23 protein-coding genes are annotated in these 22,051 nt (G+C 59.6%); 14 read left to right on the top strand and 9 right to left on the bottom strand.

Annotated features, from left to right (window positions below):
* Nucleotides 1–27 precede the first annotated feature (27 nt).
* From Q0936_RS00645 to Q0936_RS00630, 4 genes are all read left to right on the top strand, one after another.
* Complete coding sequence (locus Q0936_RS00645) at nt 28–1,035, top strand: serine hydrolase domain-containing protein (RefSeq protein ID WP_299294283.1); 1,008 nt, start codon at nt 28–30, stop codon at nt 1,033–1,035.
* Between the two features lie 151 nt (nt 1,036–1,186).
* Complete coding sequence (locus tag Q0936_RS00640; protein WP_299294281.1) at nt 1,187–2,428, top strand: AraC family transcriptional regulator; 1,242 nt, start codon at nt 1,187–1,189, stop codon at nt 2,426–2,428.
* A 157-nt stretch (nt 2,429–2,585) separates the two neighbouring features.
* Nucleotides 2,586–2,771, top strand: a complete 186-nt coding sequence (locus Q0936_RS00635; protein ID WP_299139608.1) for a hypothetical protein — start codon at nt 2,586–2,588, stop codon at nt 2,769–2,771.
* Between the two features lie 318 nt (nt 2,772–3,089).
* Nucleotides 3,090–3,692 carry a DNA-3-methyladenine glycosylase I gene (locus tag Q0936_RS00630; protein ID WP_299294279.1) on the top strand — a complete coding sequence of 201 codons (603 nt, stop codon included), beginning with the start codon at nt 3,090–3,092 and terminating at the stop codon, nt 3,690–3,692.
* A gap of 51 nt (nt 3,693–3,743) precedes the next feature.
* Here the strand turns inward: Q0936_RS00630 and Q0936_RS00625 are convergent, their stop codons facing one another.
* The 9 genes from Q0936_RS00625 to Q0936_RS00585 form a co-directional block, all read right to left on the bottom strand.
* Nucleotides 3,744–4,514, bottom strand: a complete 771-nt coding sequence (locus Q0936_RS00625; protein ID WP_299139613.1) for an ATP-binding cassette domain-containing protein — start codon at nt 4,512–4,514, stop codon at nt 3,744–3,746.
* A gap of 1 nt (nt 4,515) precedes the next feature.
* Complete coding sequence (locus Q0936_RS00620; RefSeq protein ID WP_299294277.1) at nt 4,516–5,682, bottom strand: ABC transporter permease; 1,167 nt, start codon at nt 5,680–5,682, stop codon at nt 4,516–4,518.
* A 90-nt stretch (nt 5,683–5,772) separates the two neighbouring features.
* Entirely contained in the window at nt 5,773–6,699 is a 927-nt protein-coding gene (locus Q0936_RS00615; protein WP_299139619.1) for a sugar ABC transporter substrate-binding protein, read from the bottom strand.
* Nucleotides 6,700–7,032: 333 nt separating this feature from the next.
* Entirely contained in the window at nt 7,033–7,587 is a 555-nt protein-coding gene (locus Q0936_RS00610) for a dTDP-4-dehydrorhamnose 3,5-epimerase family protein (protein WP_299294275.1), read from the bottom strand.
* The gene (locus Q0936_RS00605; protein ID WP_299377783.1) at nt 7,584–8,540 is read right to left on the bottom strand and encodes an NAD(P)-dependent oxidoreductase; all 957 of its coding nucleotides are present in this window, start codon (nt 8,538–8,540) and stop codon (nt 7,584–7,586) included. Before Q0936_RS00605 ends, Q0936_RS00610 begins: the two co-directional genes overlap by 4 nt.
* Nucleotides 8,482–9,576, bottom strand: a complete 1,095-nt coding sequence (gene rfbG, locus Q0936_RS00600; protein WP_299294273.1) for a CDP-glucose 4,6-dehydratase — start codon at nt 9,574–9,576, stop codon at nt 8,482–8,484. Before rfbG ends, Q0936_RS00605 begins: the two co-directional genes overlap by 59 nt.
* Nucleotides 9,573–10,346, bottom strand: coding sequence for a glucose-1-phosphate cytidylyltransferase (rfbF, locus tag Q0936_RS00595; protein WP_299294271.1), 774 nt, complete (start codon nt 10,344–10,346; stop codon nt 9,573–9,575). The genes rfbG and rfbF overlap by 4 nt, the downstream gene beginning before the upstream one ends.
* Nucleotides 10,343–11,653 (bottom strand): lipopolysaccharide biosynthesis protein RfbH, encoded by a 1,311-nt coding sequence (rfbH, locus tag Q0936_RS00590; protein WP_299294269.1) that lies wholly within the window; start codon nt 11,651–11,653, stop codon nt 10,343–10,345. The genes rfbF and rfbH overlap by 4 nt, the downstream gene beginning before the upstream one ends.
* A 107-nt stretch (nt 11,654–11,760) precedes the next feature.
* Entirely contained in the window at nt 11,761–12,744 is a 984-nt protein-coding gene (locus Q0936_RS00585; RefSeq protein ID WP_299294267.1) for a glycosyltransferase, read from the bottom strand.
* A 159-nt stretch (nt 12,745–12,903) separates the two neighbouring features.
* Between Q0936_RS00585 and pcaF the strand changes: the two genes are divergently transcribed.
* From pcaF to Q0936_RS00535, 10 genes are read left to right on the top strand one after another with little or no spacing between them, the layout of a single operon-like run.
* Complete coding sequence (pcaF, locus tag Q0936_RS00580; RefSeq protein ID WP_299294265.1) at nt 12,904–14,106, top strand: 3-oxoadipyl-CoA thiolase; 1,203 nt, start codon at nt 12,904–12,906, stop codon at nt 14,104–14,106.
* Between the two features lie 31 nt (nt 14,107–14,137).
* Nucleotides 14,138–15,115 (top strand): 1,2-phenylacetyl-CoA epoxidase subunit PaaA, encoded by a 978-nt coding sequence (gene paaA / locus Q0936_RS00575; protein ID WP_299294263.1) that lies wholly within the window; start codon nt 14,138–14,140, stop codon nt 15,113–15,115.
* Nucleotides 15,112–15,396, top strand: coding sequence for a 1,2-phenylacetyl-CoA epoxidase subunit PaaB (gene paaB, locus Q0936_RS00570; protein ID WP_299139639.1), 285 nt, complete (start codon nt 15,112–15,114; stop codon nt 15,394–15,396). The genes paaA and paaB overlap by 4 nt, the downstream gene beginning before the upstream one ends.
* A gap of 20 nt (nt 15,397–15,416) precedes the next feature.
* The gene (paaC, locus tag Q0936_RS00565; RefSeq protein WP_299294297.1) at nt 15,417–16,115 is read left to right on the top strand and encodes a 1,2-phenylacetyl-CoA epoxidase subunit PaaC; all 699 of its coding nucleotides are present in this window, start codon (nt 15,417–15,419) and stop codon (nt 16,113–16,115) included.
* Nucleotides 16,115–16,576: a 1,2-phenylacetyl-CoA epoxidase subunit PaaD gene (paaD, locus tag Q0936_RS00560; protein ID WP_299294261.1), complete on the top strand. Its 462-nt coding sequence runs from the start codon at nt 16,115–16,117 to the stop codon at nt 16,574–16,576. Before paaC ends, paaD begins: the two co-directional genes overlap by 1 nt.
* On the top strand, nt 16,573–17,637 hold the full coding sequence (locus Q0936_RS00555) for a 2Fe-2S iron-sulfur cluster-binding protein (protein WP_299294259.1): 1,065 nt from the start codon (nt 16,573–16,575) through the stop codon (nt 17,635–17,637). The genes paaD and Q0936_RS00555 overlap by 4 nt, the downstream gene beginning before the upstream one ends.
* Before the next feature lie 10 nt (nt 17,638–17,647).
* Nucleotides 17,648–19,663, top strand: a complete 2,016-nt coding sequence (paaZ, locus tag Q0936_RS00550) for a phenylacetic acid degradation bifunctional protein PaaZ (protein WP_299294257.1) — start codon at nt 17,648–17,650, stop codon at nt 19,661–19,663.
* Nucleotides 19,653–20,411 carry a PaaX family transcriptional regulator C-terminal domain-containing protein gene (locus tag Q0936_RS00545; RefSeq protein ID WP_299294255.1) on the top strand — a complete coding sequence of 253 codons (759 nt, stop codon included), beginning with the start codon at nt 19,653–19,655 and terminating at the stop codon, nt 20,409–20,411. The genes paaZ and Q0936_RS00545 overlap by 11 nt, the downstream gene beginning before the upstream one ends.
* 42 nt (nt 20,412–20,453) lie before the next feature.
* On the top strand, nt 20,454–21,068 hold the full coding sequence (locus Q0936_RS00540; RefSeq protein WP_299294253.1) for a ribonuclease D: 615 nt from the start codon (nt 20,454–20,456) through the stop codon (nt 21,066–21,068).
* Nucleotides 21,065–22,033 carry a KpsF/GutQ family sugar-phosphate isomerase gene (locus tag Q0936_RS00535; RefSeq protein ID WP_299294251.1) on the top strand — a complete coding sequence of 323 codons (969 nt, stop codon included), beginning with the start codon at nt 21,065–21,067 and terminating at the stop codon, nt 22,031–22,033. Before Q0936_RS00540 ends, Q0936_RS00535 begins: the two co-directional genes overlap by 4 nt.
* Nucleotides 22,034–22,051: the final 18 nt, after the last annotated feature.

Raw genomic sequence — 22,051 nt, 5'->3', positions numbered from 1 at the left:
ACCTCTCCGCTTAGAAAGACACGTCCAATGAATCGACGCACCTTTAATGTGACCAGCCTTGCCGCGCTCTTGTCGCCATTGCCGCGCCTGTCGCTTGCCAGCATCACGGCGCAAACAGCGCCCGGCCACCAGGTCGCCGAGATTAAGAATGGTCAGTTCACAGCATCACATGGCGGCATGGCCACATCCCGGACTGCGGTGAACGACAACACGCTGTTTCAGGTGGCGTCGTGTTCCAAAACGGTGACGGCCCTTGCCGTTCTGACACTGGTGCGGGACGGGCGGGTAGAACTGGATCAACCCGCCAGCACCTATTTGCGTCGTTGGCGGCTTCAGGGTCCCAGAGGTGAGACGGCAACGGTTGCCGATCTTTTGTCCCATACGGCAGGAACCACGGTTCACGGGTTTGCGGGCTACGGCCCGGACGAAGAACTGCCAAGCACGTTGGAGATCTTGTCCGGGCACCCGCCAGCCAATTCCGATCCGATCCGAACCCGCCAGCGCTTGTTTCGCCGCTTTAGCTATAGCGGCGGCGGCACCATGGTCCTGCAAAGCCTGATCGAAGACGTGACAGGTATCGGATTTGCAAGCTACGCAGGCGCCGAAGTTCTGGAACCTGTGGGCGCAGACCACGCGACGTTCGCGATCACGCCCAACGCCGGATTTGCCCACGGAACGCACGAGGACGGCAAACCGTTGCCCGGTGGTTTTCGCAGACATCCAGAAAGCGCGGCGGCAGGCCTTTGGGCGACGGCATCAGACCTCGCCAGGGTGATGGACGCAATTGTACAATCCCTGCGCGGCACGCCTGACGCCATCATCCCCAAAGCACTGGCCAGACGCATGGTCACACCAGTCAGCGGGCAGTCCGCCCTGGGCGTGTTTGTGCACTCGGATTCCACCATCTTCCACGATGGGCGAAACTTCGGCTTTGATGCCACCATGGCCGCAGAGCTTGATACAGGGCGCATTCGCGCCGCCGTGACCAACCGGAACGGTGCGCTCGAAGGGCTGTTCCACACCTTGTCAGACTGATCCCGGCGCCCGCACAAACAGAGCCCGTTGATCCGCCATCTCTTGGCGCCACAGAGATCGCTTTGTCCATGCGCATAGGGAAAGACAGGTTTCACGGCGAATGACCTGTGCGCCCTCTGGCCTCTTGGCTGGTTTTGATACAGGTTTCGGGATGGACAATATGTTCGCCGAAATGATCAGCACAGCCACCATTGGTATCGCGCTTTTTGGCGCGGCCTATGCGTTGATGCAGAACACCTACCGCCATTTGAACCGCAGTTTCGCTCTGTTCTTGGGTGCGGTCACTCTGGCCAACATCCCCGATGCCTTTGATCGGCTGTTTGTCGCGATGCCCGGACAAAGCGGGGAACTTCTCAGCCTTTTTCTGTGGCACACCAGCGCTCTGTGCCTCGCGCCGCTGTTCTGGATCTATGTCTGCATGCTGACATCCGCAGAACAACAGCCACCGCCACGTTTGCGGCGGCATTTTCTGCTGTCCGCATTTTCCGCCTTAACCGCGCTTGCGGTGATCCTTGTGCCCGCAGATGTCAGCGCGCCGTTGGTGTCAGACGCTGAGTTTCCCAACGGTGAAGCGGCGCAGGTCCTGTTGATCGTCATCGCCATTGCGGTGCTGGTGATACAGCTGGCCGTCTATCCCCAGATGGCCATTTACCTGTTCCTGATTGTGCGTCGCATGATGCGATACCGCCTGACACTGCGAGACTATTACGCCAGCACGGAACAGCATGAACTCAGGTGGATTTACGTGATCGGCGGGCTTGCCTGGCTGTATTGGATCGCCCTGTCGCTGATGCTGCTGTTTGCGCTGGATCCAGACGCGACAGAGGTATCGCCGATAATCATTGGGGTTACCGGCCTGGCCAGCCTTGGCGTTCTGGCCGCGATGACGCTCTGGGGGTTGCGCCAGCGTCCGCCCCTGGCACCGGCCCCCGATGATGGTGAACCGCCCGCGCCCACGGGCCCGCCAATGGGCGAAAAATATGAAAAGTCCGCATTGAGCGCCGAAGCGTCATCACGCATCGCGCGCAAATTGCGCGCCGCGATGGAGCAGGATCACCTGCACCGCGATCCGAATCTGTCGCTATGGGCATTGGCGCGGCACGTGGGCGCATCGCCGAACTACATTTCGCAAACCCTGAGCGAAGCCATCGGAGAGAGCTTTTTCGACTTTGTGAACGGCTATCGCATCGAAGAGGCCAAAGTGTTGCTGTCGACCACCGACGACACTGTTCTCGCCATCACCTACGAGGTCGGCTTCAACGCGCGGTCGTCGTTCTACAACGCGTTCAAGCGTGTCACGGGTCAGACCCCGACACACTACCGCAAAACACTGTCTTTCCCTGCTGGGATGGACGACGGACAGCAGGAGTTGCGCGATACCTCCCCCCATTAGACCGATCGGGAGATATCCGCAGCTACCTCGCCACTCACGGCTCACTTCCAAAATCTGAAACCCCAAGACGATCCCACCGCTTGCGGGGGCCCAAGGTCGACATGTCGCCTTGGCCCCTGTGGCGGTGGGGTTCGAACAGAACAAGAAAGACACTGAAATGAAACGATATCTCTTTTTGGCCGTACTGGGCCTGTGCGCCTGTGAATCGCCCGCCGAAATCGCTGCGCGCGAGCAACTGGATGCGGCTTGCCTGGCGGGCAATCTTCAGGCCTGCGCAGCCGTTCAACAGCGTGTGGCGGCAGAAAACCAAGCCCTTGCGACAACCGTGTCGGGGGACTGGTAAGATGGAGCGCTAGGGGTAAAGCGATCCGTCGATGATGGAGGGCGCGCCTTGCACGCTACAACAACCGGTTTGTGTGGTTGCAACGGTGGGACTGGCACATTTGCGCCGCGTCAAACCTGTGGTGACGCGCGCCCTTCATTAATTCAATTACCTTAGAGTTTCGAAAGACCATGCGCCAAATCTCATGCCTTCTCAGCGGATATAGATGACGCCCACCTTCAGATCGAATTGCGTTACACGCGCATTGACCGCACAATTGTTGGCGGACGCAGGCCACGTTCGGACGGCATGCGGTGACTGAATACGTGTGGAGACAGCATGACCCTCTTTGTCGGGCCGGATGGCCATGAACGTTGTAAATGGAGCGGATCGGCGCCCGAATTCCTCGACTACCACGATACCGAATGGGGCTTTCCCGTTGTCGATGACACGCGCCTGTTTGAAAAGCTGTGTCTGGAGAGTTTTCAGTCTGGGCTGAGTTGGCGAACCATCCTGAACAAGCGCGAAGGGTTTCGCCGCGCTTTTGACGGGTTCGATGCCGCCAAGGTTGCACGCTATGACGACGCGGATGTCGCACGACTGTTGGCGGACGCCAGCATCGTCCGGCACAGGGGCAAGATCGAGGCGGTGATCAACAATGCCCAGCGCGCTCTTGAGATGGTGGAATCCGAAGGGTCGCTGGCACGTTTTTTGTGGCAGTACGAACCCGCAGACGACGAAGTGGCGGAACCTCAAACGCAGTCCACCAGCGCCAGTTCGGTCGCTCTGTCCAAAGAGCTGAAGCGTAGAGGATGGAAGTTCGTGGGCCCGACAACCGTGTTTGCGTTCATGCAGGCAATGGGGTTGATCAATGACCACAGTCACGGCTGTGTGCGCCGTGATGCCGCCGAAAAAGCACGCGCGGACTTCAAGCGGCCATAGTGCAAGACAAGTGACTGTCTGGCGACCCCCGCCGCCAGACAGGTTGGAACGTCAGATCGCTGCGAGTTCCTGTTCGAGATCGCCCATTTCGGCACCACCCGACATCAATCGGCGCATTTCCTTGTCCGAAATCTCGTCCGAAGTGCCCGCGCCAATCACCTTGCCCAAGGCAAGGAAGCTGAAGCGGTCACCCACAAGGCGCGAGTGGATTTCGTTGTGGGTGATGAAGATGATGGCGATGTCACCCCGCTTGCGCACCCGCTTGATCGTCTTGAGAACGCCCATCTGCTGTTTCTGACCCAAGGCCGATGTGGGTTCGTCGAGGATCAAAACCTTGGCGCCAAAGTGGATGGCGCGCGCGATGGCCAGCGTCTGACGTTGCCCGCCCGACATGGTACCCACGGCCTGCGTCGGATCAGAGAAATCGATCCCGATCTTCAGCATTTCGTCGTGGGCAATCTGGTTCATCTTGTCGAGGTCGAGCTGACCAAAGCTCTTCTTCAGCTCGCGTCCCATGAAGAAGTTGCGCGTGACGGACATCAGCTGGTTCAGGGCGAGGTCCTGATACACCGTCCCGATGCCGGCAGCAGACGCATCGCGGGGGGACCGGAATTGCACCGGCTTGCCCTCGATATAGATCTGCCCTTCGGTGGGTTCGTGTACGCCGGCCAGCGTCTTGATGAGAGTGGACTTGCCCGCACCGTTGTCGCCCAAAAGCGCGTGCACCTCACCGGGATAGACTTCGAGGTCGACCCCGCCCAGAGCGGTGAAAGGCCCAAACCGTTTGACCAGCTTTTCAACGCGGAGATATGGCTCAGCCATCTTAAATTCCCCCTGTGATGCGTTTGCGGATGCGTTCGTTGGCGAACACGGCAGCCAGAAGGATCGCGCCCAGGAACACCCGGAACCACGCGCCATCAATGGCGGGGATGAAGAACACCGCGTTGGCCACAAGGCCCACGGTGATTGCCCCGAACACGACGCCCAGCACGCTGCCGAACCCTCCCGTCATGAGCGTGCCGCCCACAACCGCGATGGCGATGGCAAAAAGCTCCATCAGGTTGCCTTTGGCCGCATCAGACGTGTTGTTTTCAAACACCTGACAGGCGGCAAAGATGGTGGCGCAGAAGGCGGTGAACATGAACAGGCCGATCTTGACCTTGTTCGTGGGCACACCGTTTGCGCGCGCCGCTTCCTTGTTGTCGCCTGTGGCGTAGATCCAGTTGCCCAACTGCGTGCGGCTGAGGATGAAATAGGCGGCCAGTGCGATCAGGATGAACCACAGGAACCGTGCATCGAACCCTTCGACCCATTGGGTGCCGCGGCGGTTGATATTGCCGCCCAGAGTGAACCACTGGTCCGTGCGCTCGAACCCCATATCGACAAAACGCATGCCGATCCAGAACCACGCGTCATAGAACCAGCCGAATACTTCGCCACCAAAGACCCAGGCGACCCAGCTTTCTTCTTTGTAGTCGGGCAGGCCGGAGACCTGTGTGGATTGGTTGATCAGGCGGAACGACACTTCGGTCACACCGCGCATAAAGAAGAGAAAGGCCAGCGTCACGATAAAGGAGGATAGCCCCGACTTGACAACGATATTGCCGATGATCCACCCAAGGGTCAGCGTCATAGCCATTGTGATCAGAAGTGCGGTGAGCGGAGTTGCCTCGCCCAGACCAAAAGGCAGGCCCCATTTCAGCATGATCGCCATGGACATGCCTGCAAACCCGATCATGGACCCGATGGACAGATCGAATTCACCCGCGATCATCAACAGGGCCGCGCCGATGGCGATGATCCCATACTGTGCGATGATCTGTACGTTGTTCTTGAGACCAAGCGCGTTGAACGCCTTGCCGCTCGATGCCCATGTCAGCACCACGACAATGACGACCATCACGATGAACGAGCCGATTTCGGGCCTCCGGATTGTCCGTTGCAGCCACGTTTCCTGCGCCAGTCTGTCAGCTTCGCTGAGATCGGCCATGGTTCCCCCCAATAATTTTTTGATGTGCTGGCTAAGCGCACAGGCGAGCGGGTCGCCCGCCTGTGACGTATTGTTTGATCGAAAGACCGATTACCGGTCGATGCCTGCCAGCTCTTTGACGGCTGCGGCGTTCGACTTGTCCACGAAGCCGGGGCCCGAGGCGATGTTGTTGCCGGGCAGCAGACCTGCGTGGTTGTTGTAGAGGTGCAGAACGATCACGGGCATGTAGCCCTGCAGACGCTGCTGCTGGTCGATGGTGAAGGCTGCACGACCGTCTTCGATCATGTCCATCACACCGGGCGACAGGTCAAAGCACGCCAGGTGCACGTCGGCACCAACGGCTTCGATCGCCTTGGTTGCAGCTTCACAGACGTGGGGACCAACAGCCAGAACGCCGTCGATGCTCTCGTCCGCTTCCAGAGCGGCCGCAGTACGTGTTTCGATCTGGGCCGGGTCGTTCGACACGTCGATCTGGTTCAGGTCGGCGCCCATGGCGTCGAAGTAACCGGTGCAACGGTCGACAAGCGCGGTGTTGAACGCTTCTTGGTTGAGGCAGAGACCTTTGGTCACGCCTTCAGCCTTGGCACGTGTACCAGCGGCAAAACCCGCGTCACGCTCGGGCTGACCCACGTGCATCAGAGCACCCAGCTCGGCCGAGGATTCGAGGCCAGAGTTCATGGTCACAACCGGGATACCGTCCGCAACGGCGGATTTGATGGCCGGGCCAAGCGCCGCAGCATCGGGCAGCGACACGATGATGCCATCGGGCTCGGAGGCCGCAGCAGCTTCGATCAGAGCGGCCATGCCTGCCATGTCGCCGGAGGCGTCAAAGTTGTACTCGAGCGTGGCGCCAATGGCCGCAGCGGCGTCGCGGCCACCTTTTTCAACCACGGGCCAGAACGGGTCTGTACCTTGGGTGTGCGTGATCATCACGTAGCGTTCGCTGTGGCCATCAGCATACGCTGCGCCCGCGATTGCTGTTGCAGCGGCAAGCGCCGCAAACATTGTCTTCTTCATTAGGGTCTCCTCCCAAAGATGTTGCGCTGTCGCGCCAAAATTTGCCGTTCATCGACAACAGTGCATGCCCCTTGAAACAGGGTCATTGATCTCCGTGCCCCTCCTCGGACGCGGTGATGACCTTTAGAACGCCCCGTTAAGACCCCTCATGTCAACAACAGTTTGCGTTATCGGCCCCAGACCCGCCAATTTTTTTCCGATCTCGAATTAAATACCCTGTTTGGGACCGGGCAAGGGTCAAAAAACCTGAGCTCGGTGGTGGGCCACAAGCCAAACAGAGGCGATTCAGACCGAATCACCAAGGCCGTAATTTCGTGTTTTGGGGACGTTGGTTTAGGGGTTGCACCAGGACGCAGGGGCGACGAATTCAGCAAGCGACGGGTGACCAAGGTCTCGATCCGACAAAATTGGATCCCGCACCGGCCAATCAAACCCGAAACCATCCCATGCGATTCCAGCGTCATGTTCCGGTGCGTGCACCGTCTCAACAAGGTACAAAAGGCCACTGTTGTCTGCATGCGCGCAAAAACCGTGCGCGACACCTTTGGGCAAGATCACGCAATTGTCGCCATCCGGTGCAAGCGCAACACTCTCAACGGCACCAAAACCGTCACCCGACCGCAAATCCAGGATCACGTCCGTCACTGCACCTGTCAGGCAGACAACAACCTTGGCGTGGTCGTGTGGCGGCAATTGAAAATGCATCCCGCGCAAAACGTTTTTCTGTGAGGTCGTCAGGTAAGCCTCTTGCAGGGACAGTTCTGGCACCAGGTCCCCAAAGGCAGGCGCATGAAACAGCTTCTGAAAACCGCCGCGCGCATCCTGTAAAACAGGCAACCGAGCGACGAAACATCCCGAGATGCCCAGAGGGCGCGCCTGAAGGTTCATCTTGGATCTCCACGAGTGAAATAGGAGCGCAGTCCAGCCTCAAGCGTCACGCGTGGCTCCCACTGCGTCAGCCTGGGCGCATCTGCCCAAACATCGCGCAGCGAAGAATCCTCTTGACGGCGGTCATCAAAATCAATGGCGAACTCTGGCACTATGTCTGCCAGCAGTTCTGAGATAGCACCCAGAGTAACGGTTTCATCATGCATCAGAAAGGCAGTGTCGACCGTTTGCAATGGCAACTGCGTCGCGCGCTGGGCTGCCGCAAATAACCCCTCAACCACATCAGTGATGTGCAGCAGGTTGATCGGCTGCGCCCATGACCGTAGCTGCATCGAACGCCCCGCCAACCATGCGTCCCGCATAGCGCCCATGACCTTGCCACGGGTGTCTTTGCCGCCAAATGTGTCGTTCAGCTTGAGGTTCACACCTTTCAAAGCGCGGGTCCTCGCATAGTATTCCAGCGTTTGCGCATTCGCTGCCTTGAGTTGGGCATAAAGATTGGCTGGAGTCGGCGCACCTTTGTCCGAAAACTCCCAACTGGTGCCGACGTTGACGATGGGTGTATCCCCTGCGTCCGCTGCAGCCTCGAATATCGTGAGTGGATATTCCAGGTTGCCCGAAACCAATGCGGGAATGTCGGTCGCCGAATGACGGCTGACAAAGTGCCCGGCTATGTTCAGCACAACCGGAGCGTCCAATGTCATCAACTGCCGCGACAATGCGTGGGCATCCGACCATGGCGCTGCCATTGCAGCCCCCGCTACAGGTGCCTGTACTGTGTCGATACGCCCAATCAGAAATGGCGTATGCCCTGCCGAAATGAGGGTCGAAACCACATGGCGCCCTACATAACCGCCGTGCCCCGTGACACAAATTGTGTGATTGGCAAGGGTGTCAGGAACGACGGGACTGAAGTGCGACATAGTCATCAATCTGCGTTTGAGTGACAGCACGTACGGCCGCCGAGTCTGGTGCACCATAGAAGGCGCGATACCAAGCAACGGTCCAGTCGATTGTTGTCGCCAGATCCAGCACAGGCGCCCAGCGCAGCTTGTCCAGTGTTACACTGCTGTCGATGTCGAGAGTTTTGGCCTCTTCCCAGTCTTGCGCGTTTGTTGTGATCTCGATCCGCGCATCTGCACCCCAAGCGCCAGCCATCAACTCTGCCACGCGCCCGACGCTTTCGTGCGTGTTAATCACAGGCCCGAAGTTCCAAGGACAGGCAAAGCTGTGATCACGCGCCATCGCTTCGACGAGTGACAGATACCCGTGCAATGGTTCCAAGACGTGTTGCCACGGGCGTGTCGCCAGAGAGTTGCGCAACACGAGCGGCACACCCGTAGAAAAACAGCGCGCGCCGTCCGGCACCAACCGGTTCAAGGACCAGTCGCCGCCACCGACGACATTGCCCGCACGCGCACTGGCCAGTTGCACAGGGCCACCTTTGGCGAAAAATGAAGCCGCGTAGGCGCCCACGACAATTTCAGTACCTGCCTTGGATGCCGAATAGGGATCATGGCCGCCCAGTGGATCATCAATGGCAAATGCCCGCCCAGAATTGTCGTTGCGGTAACACTTGTCGGACGAGATCACCAAGACCTGCGCGGGGTTTTCCAACGCCCTGCACGCCTCGAGTAAGTGAACGACACCCATGACATTGGTCTCAAAAGTACCGGTGGGATCGGCATAGCCCTCGGATACAATTGGTTGCGCTGCGAGGTGAAGGACCACGTTTGGACGCGATTGCAACAAGGTGGTGCGAAATGTGTCCGCATCGCGGATGTCGCCAACATGGTGGTCAAGCCGGTCTGACAGCTCCAGAGCATCGAAAAGGGCCGGGTCGGTATTGGGCGCGAGCGCGTAACCCGTCACCTCAGCCCCCATGCTGATCAGCCAATGTGCCAGCCAAGCGCCTTTGAACCCCGTGTGTCCCGTCAGGAAAACACGTTTTCCCTTCCAGAACGCGGGTGTCACATGCCCTGTGGTCACGGTTGCCGCCAGGGCGGGGTGCCACTGTCCCAAAGTGCCTCGAGGGTGCGCTTGTCACGCAGTGTGTCCATTGGTTGCCAAAAGCCGTCGTGGTTAAACGCGCGCATTTGTCTGTCCGCAGCCAGCTGGCGCATCGGTCCCTGTTCCCAGATCGTATCATCACCTTCGATATATTCACCCACGCCCGGTTCGAGCACAAAGAACCCGCCGTTGATGCGGTACTGGTCCGATGCGATCTTCTCCCGGAAATCCGTGATCTCGTCCTGCGCATTGATTTCGAGTACGCCAAATCGACCGGGTGGGGTCACAGCGGTGGTGGTGCACAGTTTGCCATGTGACTTGTGGTAGGCAATGGATGCTCCGATATCCACGTCACTCAGGCCATCGCCATAGGTCATGCAGAACGTCTCACCTGGCTCAACATAGGACAGCGCGCGTTTGATGCGGCCACCGGTCATGGAATGCAGGCCCGTGTCGATCAGGGTGACGTTCCAGTTTTCCGACCGCTGCTTGTGCACCTCGACCGCACCTGTGCCCACCTGCACGGTAAAGTCCGACAGGGTGGCGGCGTAATCGAGGAAGAATTTCTTGATATAGTCGGCCTTGTACCCGAGGCAGATGATGAAATCGGTGATGTCGTGCTGCTCGTAGAGCTTCATGATGTGCCACAGGATCGGACGGCCACCGATCTCGACCATTGGCTTGGGGCGGGTGTCCGATTCCTCGGCCAGCCGCGTCCCGAACCCGCCCGCGAGGATCATCGCCTTCATGTGGATTGCTCCTTGAGCACGTTGATGATCGTATCGGCCATATAGTCGAGCATTTCGTCGTTGATGCCCGGCCAGACGCCGACCCAAAAGCTATCGTGCATCACCTTGTCCGTCACATCGAGCGATCCTGCGACGCGCATCTCCTGACCCATGAAGGCGGGTTGCTTGAGCAGGTTGCCGCCAAAGAGCAGTCGCGTGCCGACCTTGCGGTCTTCGAGCGCGCGGGTGATTTCCGACCGTTTCAGCTCGGTGCCGTCCTTGAGCGTCAGCAGGAAGCCGAACCAGGAGGGTTCGGAGCCGGGCGTCGCCTCGGGCAGGTGTGCAAACTCTTCGACGCCGCGGGCGCGGAGGCGGCTGGTCAGCCCGTCAAAGTTGGCGTTGCGTGCCTCGATAAAGCGGCCCAGCTTGTCCAGCTGGCTGACGCCCAGCGCGGCCTGCATGTCCGACACTTTGAGGTTATAGCCCAGGTGGCTGTAGATGTACTTGTGGTCATAGCCTTGCGGCAGGTCGCCCAGCTGCCAGTCAAAGCGTTTTTCGCAGGTGTTGTCCTTGCCCGGCTTGCAGTAGCAGTCGCGGCCCCAATCGCGGAAGCTTTCGCAGATGCGGCCCAGCTTCATCTGGTCCATCAGGATTGCGCCGCCCTCGCCCATGGTGATGTGGTGCGCGGGATAAAAGCTGAGCGTGGCTAGCTGGCCAAAGGTGCCGACGCCCTTGCCGCCGACCTTGGCACCAAAGGCATCACAGCAGTCTTCGATCAGGAACAGGTTGTGTTTTTCGGCCAGCGCGGCAATGCGCGGGGCGTCAAACGGGTTGCCCAGCGAGTGTGCGATCATGATCGCCCGTGTCTTGGGGCCAATCGCGGCCTCCAGCGCATCGACGTCCACATTGTGAGTGGTCATGTCGATGTCGACAAAGACCGGGATACAGCGGTTCTGGATGATCGGCGCAACGGTGGTCGGGAACCCAGCGGCAACCGTGATCACCTCGTCACCGGGTTTCAGGCGGTCCTTGCCCAGCTTCCACGAGGTCAGCGTGGAAAAGGCCAGCAGGTTCGCCGCCGAACCAGAAACGGTCAGCTTGGCCAGCTTCTTGCCAAACATGCGCGCGAGCTTGCTCTCGAATTCCTCGCCATAGCGGCCGGTGGTCAGCCACATGTCGAGCGACGCATCGATCAGGTGGGCACAGTCATCAGCATCCAGCACCTTGCCCGAGGGCGGGATATAGGTTTCGCCCGGTACAAAGGCCTTGGGGGCGTGCGTTGCGTCAAAATAGGCGCGGCTGGCAGCAAGGATTTCGTCTCTGTTCACCCTCGGCTCCTTTGGTCAGGCTGTGATTGATCGGGTTGGCGTCTGCCTGCCCCATTCCGTGTCTTCAAGCTCTGATACGGCAGGGCGGCTGAATTGTCACTGGCAGGTCATGTCACGTGGGTCAGCGTCTTGTTGAGGCGACGGCGCATACGCCGCGCCACACGAAATCCGCGCCAAGAGGAAAACCGTTGCGCCCTATCGAACCCAGGCTCCTGGATCAGGCGCAACTGATAAGCGGTGCTCTCAATCTCTGGGTCGAGTAGCGACACGATGTCCGTTACTCCCACCGCATCTGCGTCACGCCTGCGTTGGCGCATCGTCGACAGGTTCAGGGTCAGGATTCTAGCCAGTTTCGCAAGCCGGTCTGCACGTGTCGCGCCGGCACCCAGCTCGGCACTGTGCGACAGACCGATGCCTGTGCGATAGCGCATCAGCGGTTCTGGTACATGTGCCACACGGCCCGCCAGAAGTGCCCGAAAATAGAAAACAAGATCATCGTAGGTGCCCGTTTCTTCGATCGGCCCAAACCGATCCATCAACTCGTGACGCCATGCACAAGTCGCCCCGATGCAAAGCGCAAACATCAGCGCCGCGTCTTGCGAGGTCTTGCCTTCAAGATTGGGTTGCACGGACCAGACCTTGTCCAGTGACAGTCCATCCGGACCGCATTCCGTCACATCCGAATGGATGAGCAACGCCTGTGTATGCGCGGCCGCCTGGGACAAACGCGCCACGCGATGTGGCTCGGACACGTCATCCCCCGGATTGTAGACAATCAAAGCACCCCGGCAGAGGTCAAAGGCCTGATTGACATGACCAATGAACCCGCGGCCCGGCGGCTCGTTCCGGTTCAGGCGGATAGTGTGAGGGCCTTTGTACGCATCTGCGATTTCTGTCATCACGGCAAAGGTCTCATCCGCAGAGCCGTTGTCAGACAACACAATCTCAAGATTCACGTAGTCCTGGGCCAACGCAGCCATGATAATGGGGCGAATGATCTCTGCTTGATTGTATCCAAAGATGATCAGAGACACCAAATCCCCGTATGCAAACTTGGTTGGTGGATCAGTCACGGCGGCGGTCTGTGTCATCGTCGGTCCCCTTGCCCTGCGGGATATGTATCAATGCAGTTCCCAAGGCAACATCGAGGCCCAAAGCGTTACTAAATCACCAACCTCTGTTAAAATTTCGTAACATTTTAATTGCGCGATTGCGCAGCACCTCTTATCTTGATCCCCAAGGAGAGTTCGATGGACGCATACATCTGTGACGCACAGCGCACACCGATTGGTCGCTATGGCGGCGCATTGTCATCGGTACGGGCGGACGATCTGGCTGCTGCACCAATCGCCGCATTGATGGCGCGGAATCCACACATGGACTGGTCAACTGTCGATGATGTGGTCATGGGCTGCGCCAACCAAGCGGGCGAAGACAATCGCAACGTGGCCCGCATGGCGGCGCTGCTGGCCGGGCTGCCGGTGGATGTGCCTGGCATCACGGTCAACCGGCTGTGTGCATCCGGCATGGACGCCGTGGGCATCGCCGCCCGTGGTATCAAGGCCGGTGATCTGGATATGGCCATCGCAGGCGGTATCGAAAGCATGAGCCGCGCGCCCTTCGTCATGCCCAAGGCAGAAACCGCATTTTCACGCGCAAACCAGGTCTATGACACCACAATCGGCTGGCGATTTGTGAACCCGCAGATGAAGGCGCAATACGGCATCGATTCCATGCCTGAAACGGCTGACAACGTCGCAACGGACTGGGATGTCGGCCGTGCCGATCAGGACGCTTTTGCTGTACGGTCACAGGCGCGTTGGGCCGCAGCGCATGAGGCTGGCCTGTTCGGCGAGGAAATCGCCCCCGTCACCATCCCACTGCGCAAGGGTGATCCAATCGTCGTCGATACGGACGAGCATCCGCGCCCCGGCACGGAAGTGGTAAAACTCGCCAAACTGCGCGGGATCAACGGGCCTGACCTGACTGTGACAGCGGGCAACGCATCGGGCGTGAACGACGGAGCGGCGGCCATCTTGCTCGCCTCTGACACTACCGTGCAATCAAATGACCTGACGCCCATGGCCCGTATCGTCGCCATGTGTGCCGCGGGCGTGGCGCCGCGCGTGATGGGCATCGGGCCTGTTCCGGCCTGTGAAAAGGTTTTGAAACGCGCCGGTTTGACCATCGACCAGATGGACGTGATCGAATTGAACGAAGCTTTTGCCGCCCAAGGCCTCGCAACTCTGCGCAGCCTTGGTGTGGCGGATGACGACCCGCGTGTGAATGCGCAAGGCGGCGCCATCGCAATCGGGCATCCCTTGGGCATGTCAGGCGCGCGTCTGGTGATGACAGCCGCCTATCAACTGAAACGAACCGGTGGCCGCTATGCGCTGTGCACGATGTGTGTGGGCGTGGGGCAAGGGGTTGCAATGATTTTAGAGCGCGCCTGAGGCGCGACGATCTTGGAAAGGGCTTGAGACGATGTACGCACAGATGATCAAATCCGAAGCGACGCAGGACGATCCCGAAAAGCTGGCCGCCTTTCAGGCGCGTATTGATGCGGGCGACAAGATCGAGCCGAAGGATTGGATGCCCGCAGGCTACCGCAAGACCCTGATCCGCCAGATTGGGCAGCACGCGCATTCCGAGATCGTCGGCCAACTGCCCGAGGGAAACTGGATCACACGCGCGCCCACGCTGGAGCGCAAGGCGATCCTGCTGGCCAAAGTGCAGGACGAGGCGGGGCATGGCCTCTACCTCTATTGCGCCGCCGAGACGCTGGGGGTGAGCCGTGATGAACTGACCGAAATGCTGCTGGACGGGCGAATGAAGTATTCGTCGATCTTTGCCTATCCGACCCTGACATGGGCGGATATGGGTGCCGTCGGCTGGTTGGTTGATGGGGCCGCGATCATGAACCAGGTGCCGTTGCAGCGGACATCCTATGGCCCCTACGCCCGGTCGATGGTGCGGATCTGCAAAGAGGAGTCGTTCCACCAGCGGCAAGGGTTCGACATCATGATGAAGATGGCGAACGGGACGGAGGCGCAAAAGCGCATGGCGCAGGATGCGCTGAACCGGTTCTGGTATCCGTCGCTGATGATGTTCGGCCCATCGGACGCAGAAAGCGTGCATTCCGAACAATCGATGCGCTGGAAAATCAAGATGAACGGCAATGACGAGCTGCGCCAGAAATTCGTCGATCAGACGGTGCCGCAGGCTGAGTATCTGGGGCTGACCATCCCCGATGAGACGCTGGTATGGAACGAGGAAAAGGGCGGCTACGACTTTGCCCAGCCGGACTGGTCAGAGTTCTTTGACGTGCTCAAAGGCAACGGCCCCTGTTCGGTTGAACGCATCGAAGCACGGCAGAAGGCCTGGGACGACGGCGCGTGGGTGCGCGAGGCGCGGCTGGCACATGCGGCCAAGAAACAGGCCGCAAAGGTCGCAGCGGAATGAAACAGGAATGGCCCCTATGGGAAGTCTTCATTCGCGGTCAGCACGGGCTGTCCCACCGGCATGTCGGGTCGCTGCACGCAAGCGACGCGGAACACGCGATCCAAAATGCCCGCGACGTCTATACCCGCCGCAAGGAAGGGGTCAGCATCTGGGTCGTGCCAGCAGCGGACATCACCGCGTCCTCGCCCGATGACAAGGGGTCCCTCTATGATCCGGCGGACGACAAGGTCTATCGCCATCCGACCTTTTTCGACATTCCCGACGATGTAGGTGCGATGTGAGCGTCGCTGGCCTGATCCGCATGGGCGACAACACGTTGGTGCTGGGCCAGCGGTTGTCGGAATGGTGTGGGCATGCCCCCGCGCTGGAGGAAGACATCGCACTCGCCAACATGGCGCTGGATCTGATCGGTCAGACCCAGCTGTGGCTGGGCCTTGCCGCAGAACGAGAAGGCGCTGGGCGCACGGCGGATACGCTGGCTTATCACAGGGACGCGTGGGATTTTCGCAACCTCTTGCTTGTCGAACAACCCAACCGCGATTTCGGCGTTACGATGATGCGGCAGTTTCTGTTTGACACCTGGCATCTCGATGCACTGACGGCGTTGACCGAACATGACGACGCCGAGATCGCTGCGATTGCGCAGAAGTCGGTCAAGGAGGCCACCTACCACCGCGAAAGGTCATCGGACACGGTCATTGCGCTGGGCGATGGCACCGAAGAAAGTCACACGCGGATGCAAGCGGCCCTGGATCGGCTGTGGCCCTATGTGGGCGAGATGTTCAGCACCGATACCGATGATTTGATCGATATGAGCGGCCTACGCCCTGCCTTTTACGCCTATACAGACACTGTTTTTGCTGAAGCGACGCTGACACGGCCAAACACGGATTTCGCCCATCTGGGCGGCAAGACGGGTGCACGTCATACGGAACACCTGGGCCATATGCTGGCAACGATGCAGGTGTTGCCGCGCAACTATCCTGATGCGACATGGTAATGACCACAGCATCCGTCCAAGACGTGTGGACCTGGCTCGCAGATGTCCCTGACCCGGAAATTCCCGCCATCTCTCTGGTCGATCTGGGCGTGATCCGGGACGTAAAATGGCAAGGGGACGTTCTAGAGGTCACGGTAACGCCGACCTATTCCGGCTGTCCGGCGACCAGCATCATAAACTTTGAAATCGAGGCGGCCTTGCGCGCACGTGGAATCGAAAACCTGTCTCTAAAGAGGCAAATAGCACCACCTTGGACGACAGATTGGATGACAGACACGGGCAAGGCCAAGCTGGAACGCTATGGCATCGCACCACCCCAAGCCGCCGGAGGACCAAAGCGTTGCCCACTGTGCCAGTCCCATCAGGTCGAAAAGATCAGCCAGTTCGGATCAACCCCATGCAAGGCGCAGTGGCGCTGCACCAATTGCCTGGAACCCTTTGACTACTTCAAGTGCATATGAGCCAGTTTCACCCCCTCACCGTGACCCACATCCACCGCACCATCCGTGATGCGGTGGTCCTGACATTGCGCCCCGATGATCCGCGGGCATTTGCGTTTGTCCCCGGTCAGTACCTCACGTTCAAACGCATGTTCGATGACACCGAGCTGCGGCGGAACTATTCGATCTGCGCCGGCCTTGACGACGGGTGTTTGCAAGTGGGGATCAAACGGGTCGAGGGTGGCGCGTTTTCCACATTTGCGAACACAGAGCTTGTCGTCGGGGATACGTTGCACGCGATGCCACCCATGGGCAATTTCAGGGCCGATGTGGCGGCAGATGCGCCGCGGTCCTACCTTGGGTTTGCTGGTGGGTCCGGCATCACCCCGATCCTGTCGATCCTCAAGACCACGCTGGCCCGCGAACTCGACAGCCGGTTCACGCTTATCTACGCAAATCGCGCCGTTCACACGATCATGTTCCGCGAAGAACTCGAAGACCTCAAGAACCGCTATATGGGGCGCTTTACGCTGATACATGTGCTGGAAACAGGTCAGGACATCGACCTGTTTTCGGGCCGAGTGGATGGCGAAAAATGCGCGCTGCTGTTCAAGTCGTGGATATCGGTCGCGTCTTTAGACACCGCCTTCATCTGTGGCCCCGAGCCCATGATGAAGGCGATCGCCACCGCGCTCGAAGGGCACGGCGTGGAAAAAGAGCGTATCAAATTCGAACTGTTCGGTGCCGGGCAACAAGGCCAACTGGCCCAACATACGATCCGCGACCGCGCACGAGACGCCAAGGGAACACAGGTGCAAATCACCTTGGACGGGACCACGCACAGCATAGAAATGCCCAAGGACATGCCCGTCCTCGAGGCCGCGTTGTCGAACAGCCTTGATGCGCCCTATGCCTGCAAGGCGGGTGTCTGTAGCACGTGCAAGGCCAAGGTCACCGAGGGCGAATACGAATTGCTCACCAACCACGCGCTCGAAGACTACGAGGTTGAGGCGGGGTATGTCCTGACCTGCCAGTGTTACCCCGTCTCAGATACTTTGACGGTTGATTACGACCAACATTAGGGGGGCCGCGATGCGCCAGGTTCACAGTCTAGTTGCGGGTCAATGGGTGGCCCCCGGTTCGGGCGCACGCGCCATATCCAGCGCGATTACCGGCGATGTCATTGCTGAGGCGGGCAACGATACGCTGGATGTCCATCTGATGCGCACGCATGCACGTGAGGTGGGTGGACCGGCCCTGCGCGCGATGTCGTTCCATGACCGCGCCCGCATGCTCAAGGCGGTGGCGATGTACCTGCGCGATCATCGTCAGACCCTTTATGACCTCAGCTTTGACACCGGTGCCACGCAGGCGGATCACCTGATCGACGTGGACGGCGGCATTGGGACAATGCTGGTTTTCGCGTCCAAGGGGCGGCGGGAAATGCCGGACGGGCATGTCTATCTCGATGGCGCAACGGAACAGCTTGGCCGATCCGGTCAGTTTCAGGGGCGCCACGTCTGTACGCCACTGCAAGGCGTTGCTGTCCACATCAACGCATTCAATTTCCCTGTCTGGGGGATGCTGGAAAAGATCGCGCCATGCCTGTTGGCCGGTATGCCCACCATCGTCAAACCAGCCACTGCCACCTCTTATGTGACCGAAGCCTGTGTGCGCCTGATCCAGGCCAGTGGGCTATTGCCCAAAGGTGCGCTGCAACTGATTGCGGGTGGCACGGGTGAACTGCTGGATCACCTCGACTGTCAGGATGTTGTGACATTCACCGGTTCCGCAAATACGGCTCTAACACTGCGCAAAAACGAAAACCTGTTGTCGAACGGTGTCCGGTTTACCCCCGAACAGGACAGCCTGAATGCCTCGGTGCTTGGTCCTGATGCCGTGCCGGGCACGCCGGAATTCGATCTGTTCGTCAAGGAAGTCATCCAGGAAATGACTACTAAGGCTGGGCAAAAATGTACGGCAATACGCCGGGTGATGGTGCCCGCCACACAGACCGAGGCCGTGATTGACGCCGTGCGCGCCCGTTTGTCCGATGTCTCAGTTGGTGATCCCCGTGCCGAGGGTACTCAGATGGGTGCATTGGTCTCTAACGCGCAGAAAAACGACGTTCTGGACAAGGTCACGCAGATCGGAGCCGAGGCGGAGCGACTGTGTGGTGATCCCGATGCGTTTGCGATGTCCGGTAGCAAGGGTGCGTTTCTACCGCCGATATTGTTTCACTGTGCCGATCCGGATGCCGCACAGGCGATCCATGATGTCGAAGCGTTCGGTCCGGTATCGACGATCTTGCCGTACCGCGACCTCGAACACGCCGCCGCACTGTTGAACCGGGGCAAAGGATCGCTGGTGGCATCCATCGTCACCCATAGTGCAGAAACAGCGCGTCAGATCACGCTGGCCTCCGCGTGTTTTCACGGGCGGCTCTACTTTAACAACCGCGACAGTATGAAAGAGGCAACCGGACACGGCGCACCCCTGCCGCATATGGTTCATGGCGGTCCGGGACGTGCGGGCGGCGGCGAAGAGTTGGGCGGCGTCCGCGCCGTGCTACACTATATGCAGCGCACGGCCATCCAAGGTAGCCCTGACATTTTGAGCGGCATCACGGGCCAATGGGTGCCGGGTGCTGTCGAGGCGACCGAGGCTGCACACCCGTTCACACGTCCCTTTGGGGATCTGCGTATCGGGGACACGCTGCACTCTGCCGCGCGGCAGATCACGTTGGAAGATATCGAAACCTTCGCCCATTTCACTGGCGATACGTTCTATGCCCACATGGACGACGACGCGGCGCGAGCCAATCCGTTCTTTCCGGGCCGTGTGGCGCATGGCTACCTGTTGCTCAGCTTTGCGGCTGGGTTGTTTGTGCAACCTGACCCCGGACCCGTTTTGGCAAACACCGGCCTCGACAATCTGCGGTTCATGAAACCGGTCGAGGCGGGCGACAGCATCAAGGTGCGTCTGACCGTCAAGGCAAAGACACCGCGCAATGACGACTATGGCGAGGTACGCTGGCACGTGACGCTTTTGAACCAGAACGAAGAGGTGGCAGCGGAATACGAGCTGCTGACGATGAATGCCCACTGACGCCCATACCCAAGCCATTCGGGCACTGGCCGACCTGGGACCGTTGAGGGTTTGGTCGGTTTTGGTGACCGTGTTTGGCGACCTTGCGCCAAATGACCCCCTGGACGGTCCAACCTTGTCTGCCATCATGAGTGCCATAGGGATCAAACCTGAGGCGACGCGCGTTGCATTGCACAGATTGCGCAGTGACGGCTGGATCGCATCACAAAAACGCGGGCGCACCAGCCTGCACAGCCTGACGGAACAGGGACGCCGTGACAGCGAGGCGGCACGCCCGCGCATCTATGGCACCCCGGATCAAATGGGGCGTGGCGCCTATGCGCTGATCATGCCGGACGCAGGCACGGCACTTGATCCCGCGCTCTATGCTCAGATAACGCCGCGCGTATACCTCGCAGCAGATGCAACGCCACTGCCAGACAGCGCAATGCAGCTTGCACCGATGGATTTACCGCCCTGGCTGGGCGCGCAACTGGAACCAACGGCGCTGCGCGATGCCTACAAGGCCCTGCACGCCGTGTTAATGGACGTCGATGCGGAGCTGCGGGATGTCCAACTGACACCGCTTGAGGTTGCCGTTTTGCGTGTGATGATTGTCCATGCGTGGCGGCGTCTGACGCTCCGGCACCCGGATCTGCCCCGCGCATCACATTCACCCGATTGGCGTGGTCACGACTGCCGCGCTCTGGTCACGGGGTTGCTGACCCGGTTTGCCCGGCCGGATCTGGACGCGATAAAAGCCGCCTAAACCCTTCTTTCCCAAGGGCGGGACAGGCGTTATAGCGGGTCTATGACCAATACGCTGCACATCTCCGACCTTCCTGATGACCTGGACCTGGGCCCGGTTGTCGCCATTGACTGTGAAACCATGGGATTGAACCCGCACCGCGACCGGCTGTGTGTGGTGCAATTGTCCGGCGGTGACGGAAATGCGCATATCGTGCAGATCAAGCTGGGGCAGACCCAAGCACCCAACCTGTGCAAGCTGTTGACCGATCCGAATGTGCTCAAACTGTTTCACTTTGGGCGCTTTGACATTGCAGCCATGCAGAACGCCTTTGGCGCCGTGACTGCGCCGGTCTATTGCACCAAAATCGCCAGCCGTTTGATCCGCACCTATACGGACCGCCACGGCCTCAAGAACTTGTTGCAGGAAATGCTGGGCATCGACATCTCAAAGCAGCAGCAGTCGAGCGACTGGGGCGCTGACACACTGACCGACGCGCAACTGGAATACGCGGCCTCGGATGTCCTGTACCTGCATAAATTGCGCGACGCCCTGAACTTGCGGCTAGAGCGTGAGGGCCGGATGGAGATCGCGCAGGCCTGCTTTGACTTTTTGCCGATGCGCGCGCATTTGGATTTGGCGGGCTGGCCTGAGACGGACATTTTTGCACACTCATGACGGACAAGACCCCCTTTATCGACACGGCAAGGCGGGTCATCCGCACCGAAGCTGACGCGCTTGTGGTTCTGGCCGATAGCATCGACGCCAGTTTTCGCGCGGCGATTGACCTGCTGTTGAACACATCGGGCCGGGTCATCGTGACCGGGATCGGCAAGTCAGGGCACATCGCACGCAAGGTTGCCGCGACACTGGCCAGCACTGGCACACCCGCCCAGTTCGTCCACCCTGCCGAGGCGAGCCATGGCGATCTGGGTATGATCACCCGCAACGACGTTGTGCTGGCCATCTCGAACGGTGGCGAAGCGCCGGAACTGGCCAACCTCATCGCCTTTTCACGCCGGTTTGAGATACCGTTGATCGGGATTACCAAGGCCCCGAACAGCAGCCTTGGCAGTCAGTGTGACGTGGTTCTGCAACTGCCCGACCTGGGCGAAGCCTGCGGCACTGGTGTCGTCCCGACCACATCGACCACCATGACGCTTGCGCTTGGCGACGCACTGGCGGTCGCGTTGATGGAACACAGGTCATTCACCGCCGAACACTTTCGCGACTTCCACCCCGGCGGCAAATTGGGTGCGCAACTGTCCCGTGTCGGCGATCTGATGCACAAGGGGTCGGCCATCCCGCTCGTCACCCTCAGCACGCCAATGTCAGATGCCTTGTTGGAAATCAGCCGCAAGAGCCTGGGCGTGGTCGGTGTGACCGGGGATCAGGGCATTCTGGTGGGGATCATCACCGATGGTGACTTGCGGCGGCACATGGACGGGCTGCTTGGGTTGACAGCAGCCGATGTGATGACCACCTCTCCCACTACCATTCACACCGGGGCGTTGGCCGAAGAGGCGGTCGCCCTTATGAACCAACGCAAGATCACCTGTGTCTTTGCAGTGCCCGCAGACGGGCCAGCCGTTCCGCAAGGTATCCTGCATATCCACGACTGCCTTCGGGTGGGGCTGGGCTAGGCCACTATAGCCGGGGAA

The sequence above is a fragment of the uncultured Tateyamaria sp. genome, assembly GCF_947488715.1.
Taxonomy (GTDB): domain Bacteria; phylum Pseudomonadota; class Alphaproteobacteria; order Rhodobacterales; family Rhodobacteraceae; genus Tateyamaria.
This window is presented reverse-complemented; position numbering and strand designations above follow the sequence as displayed.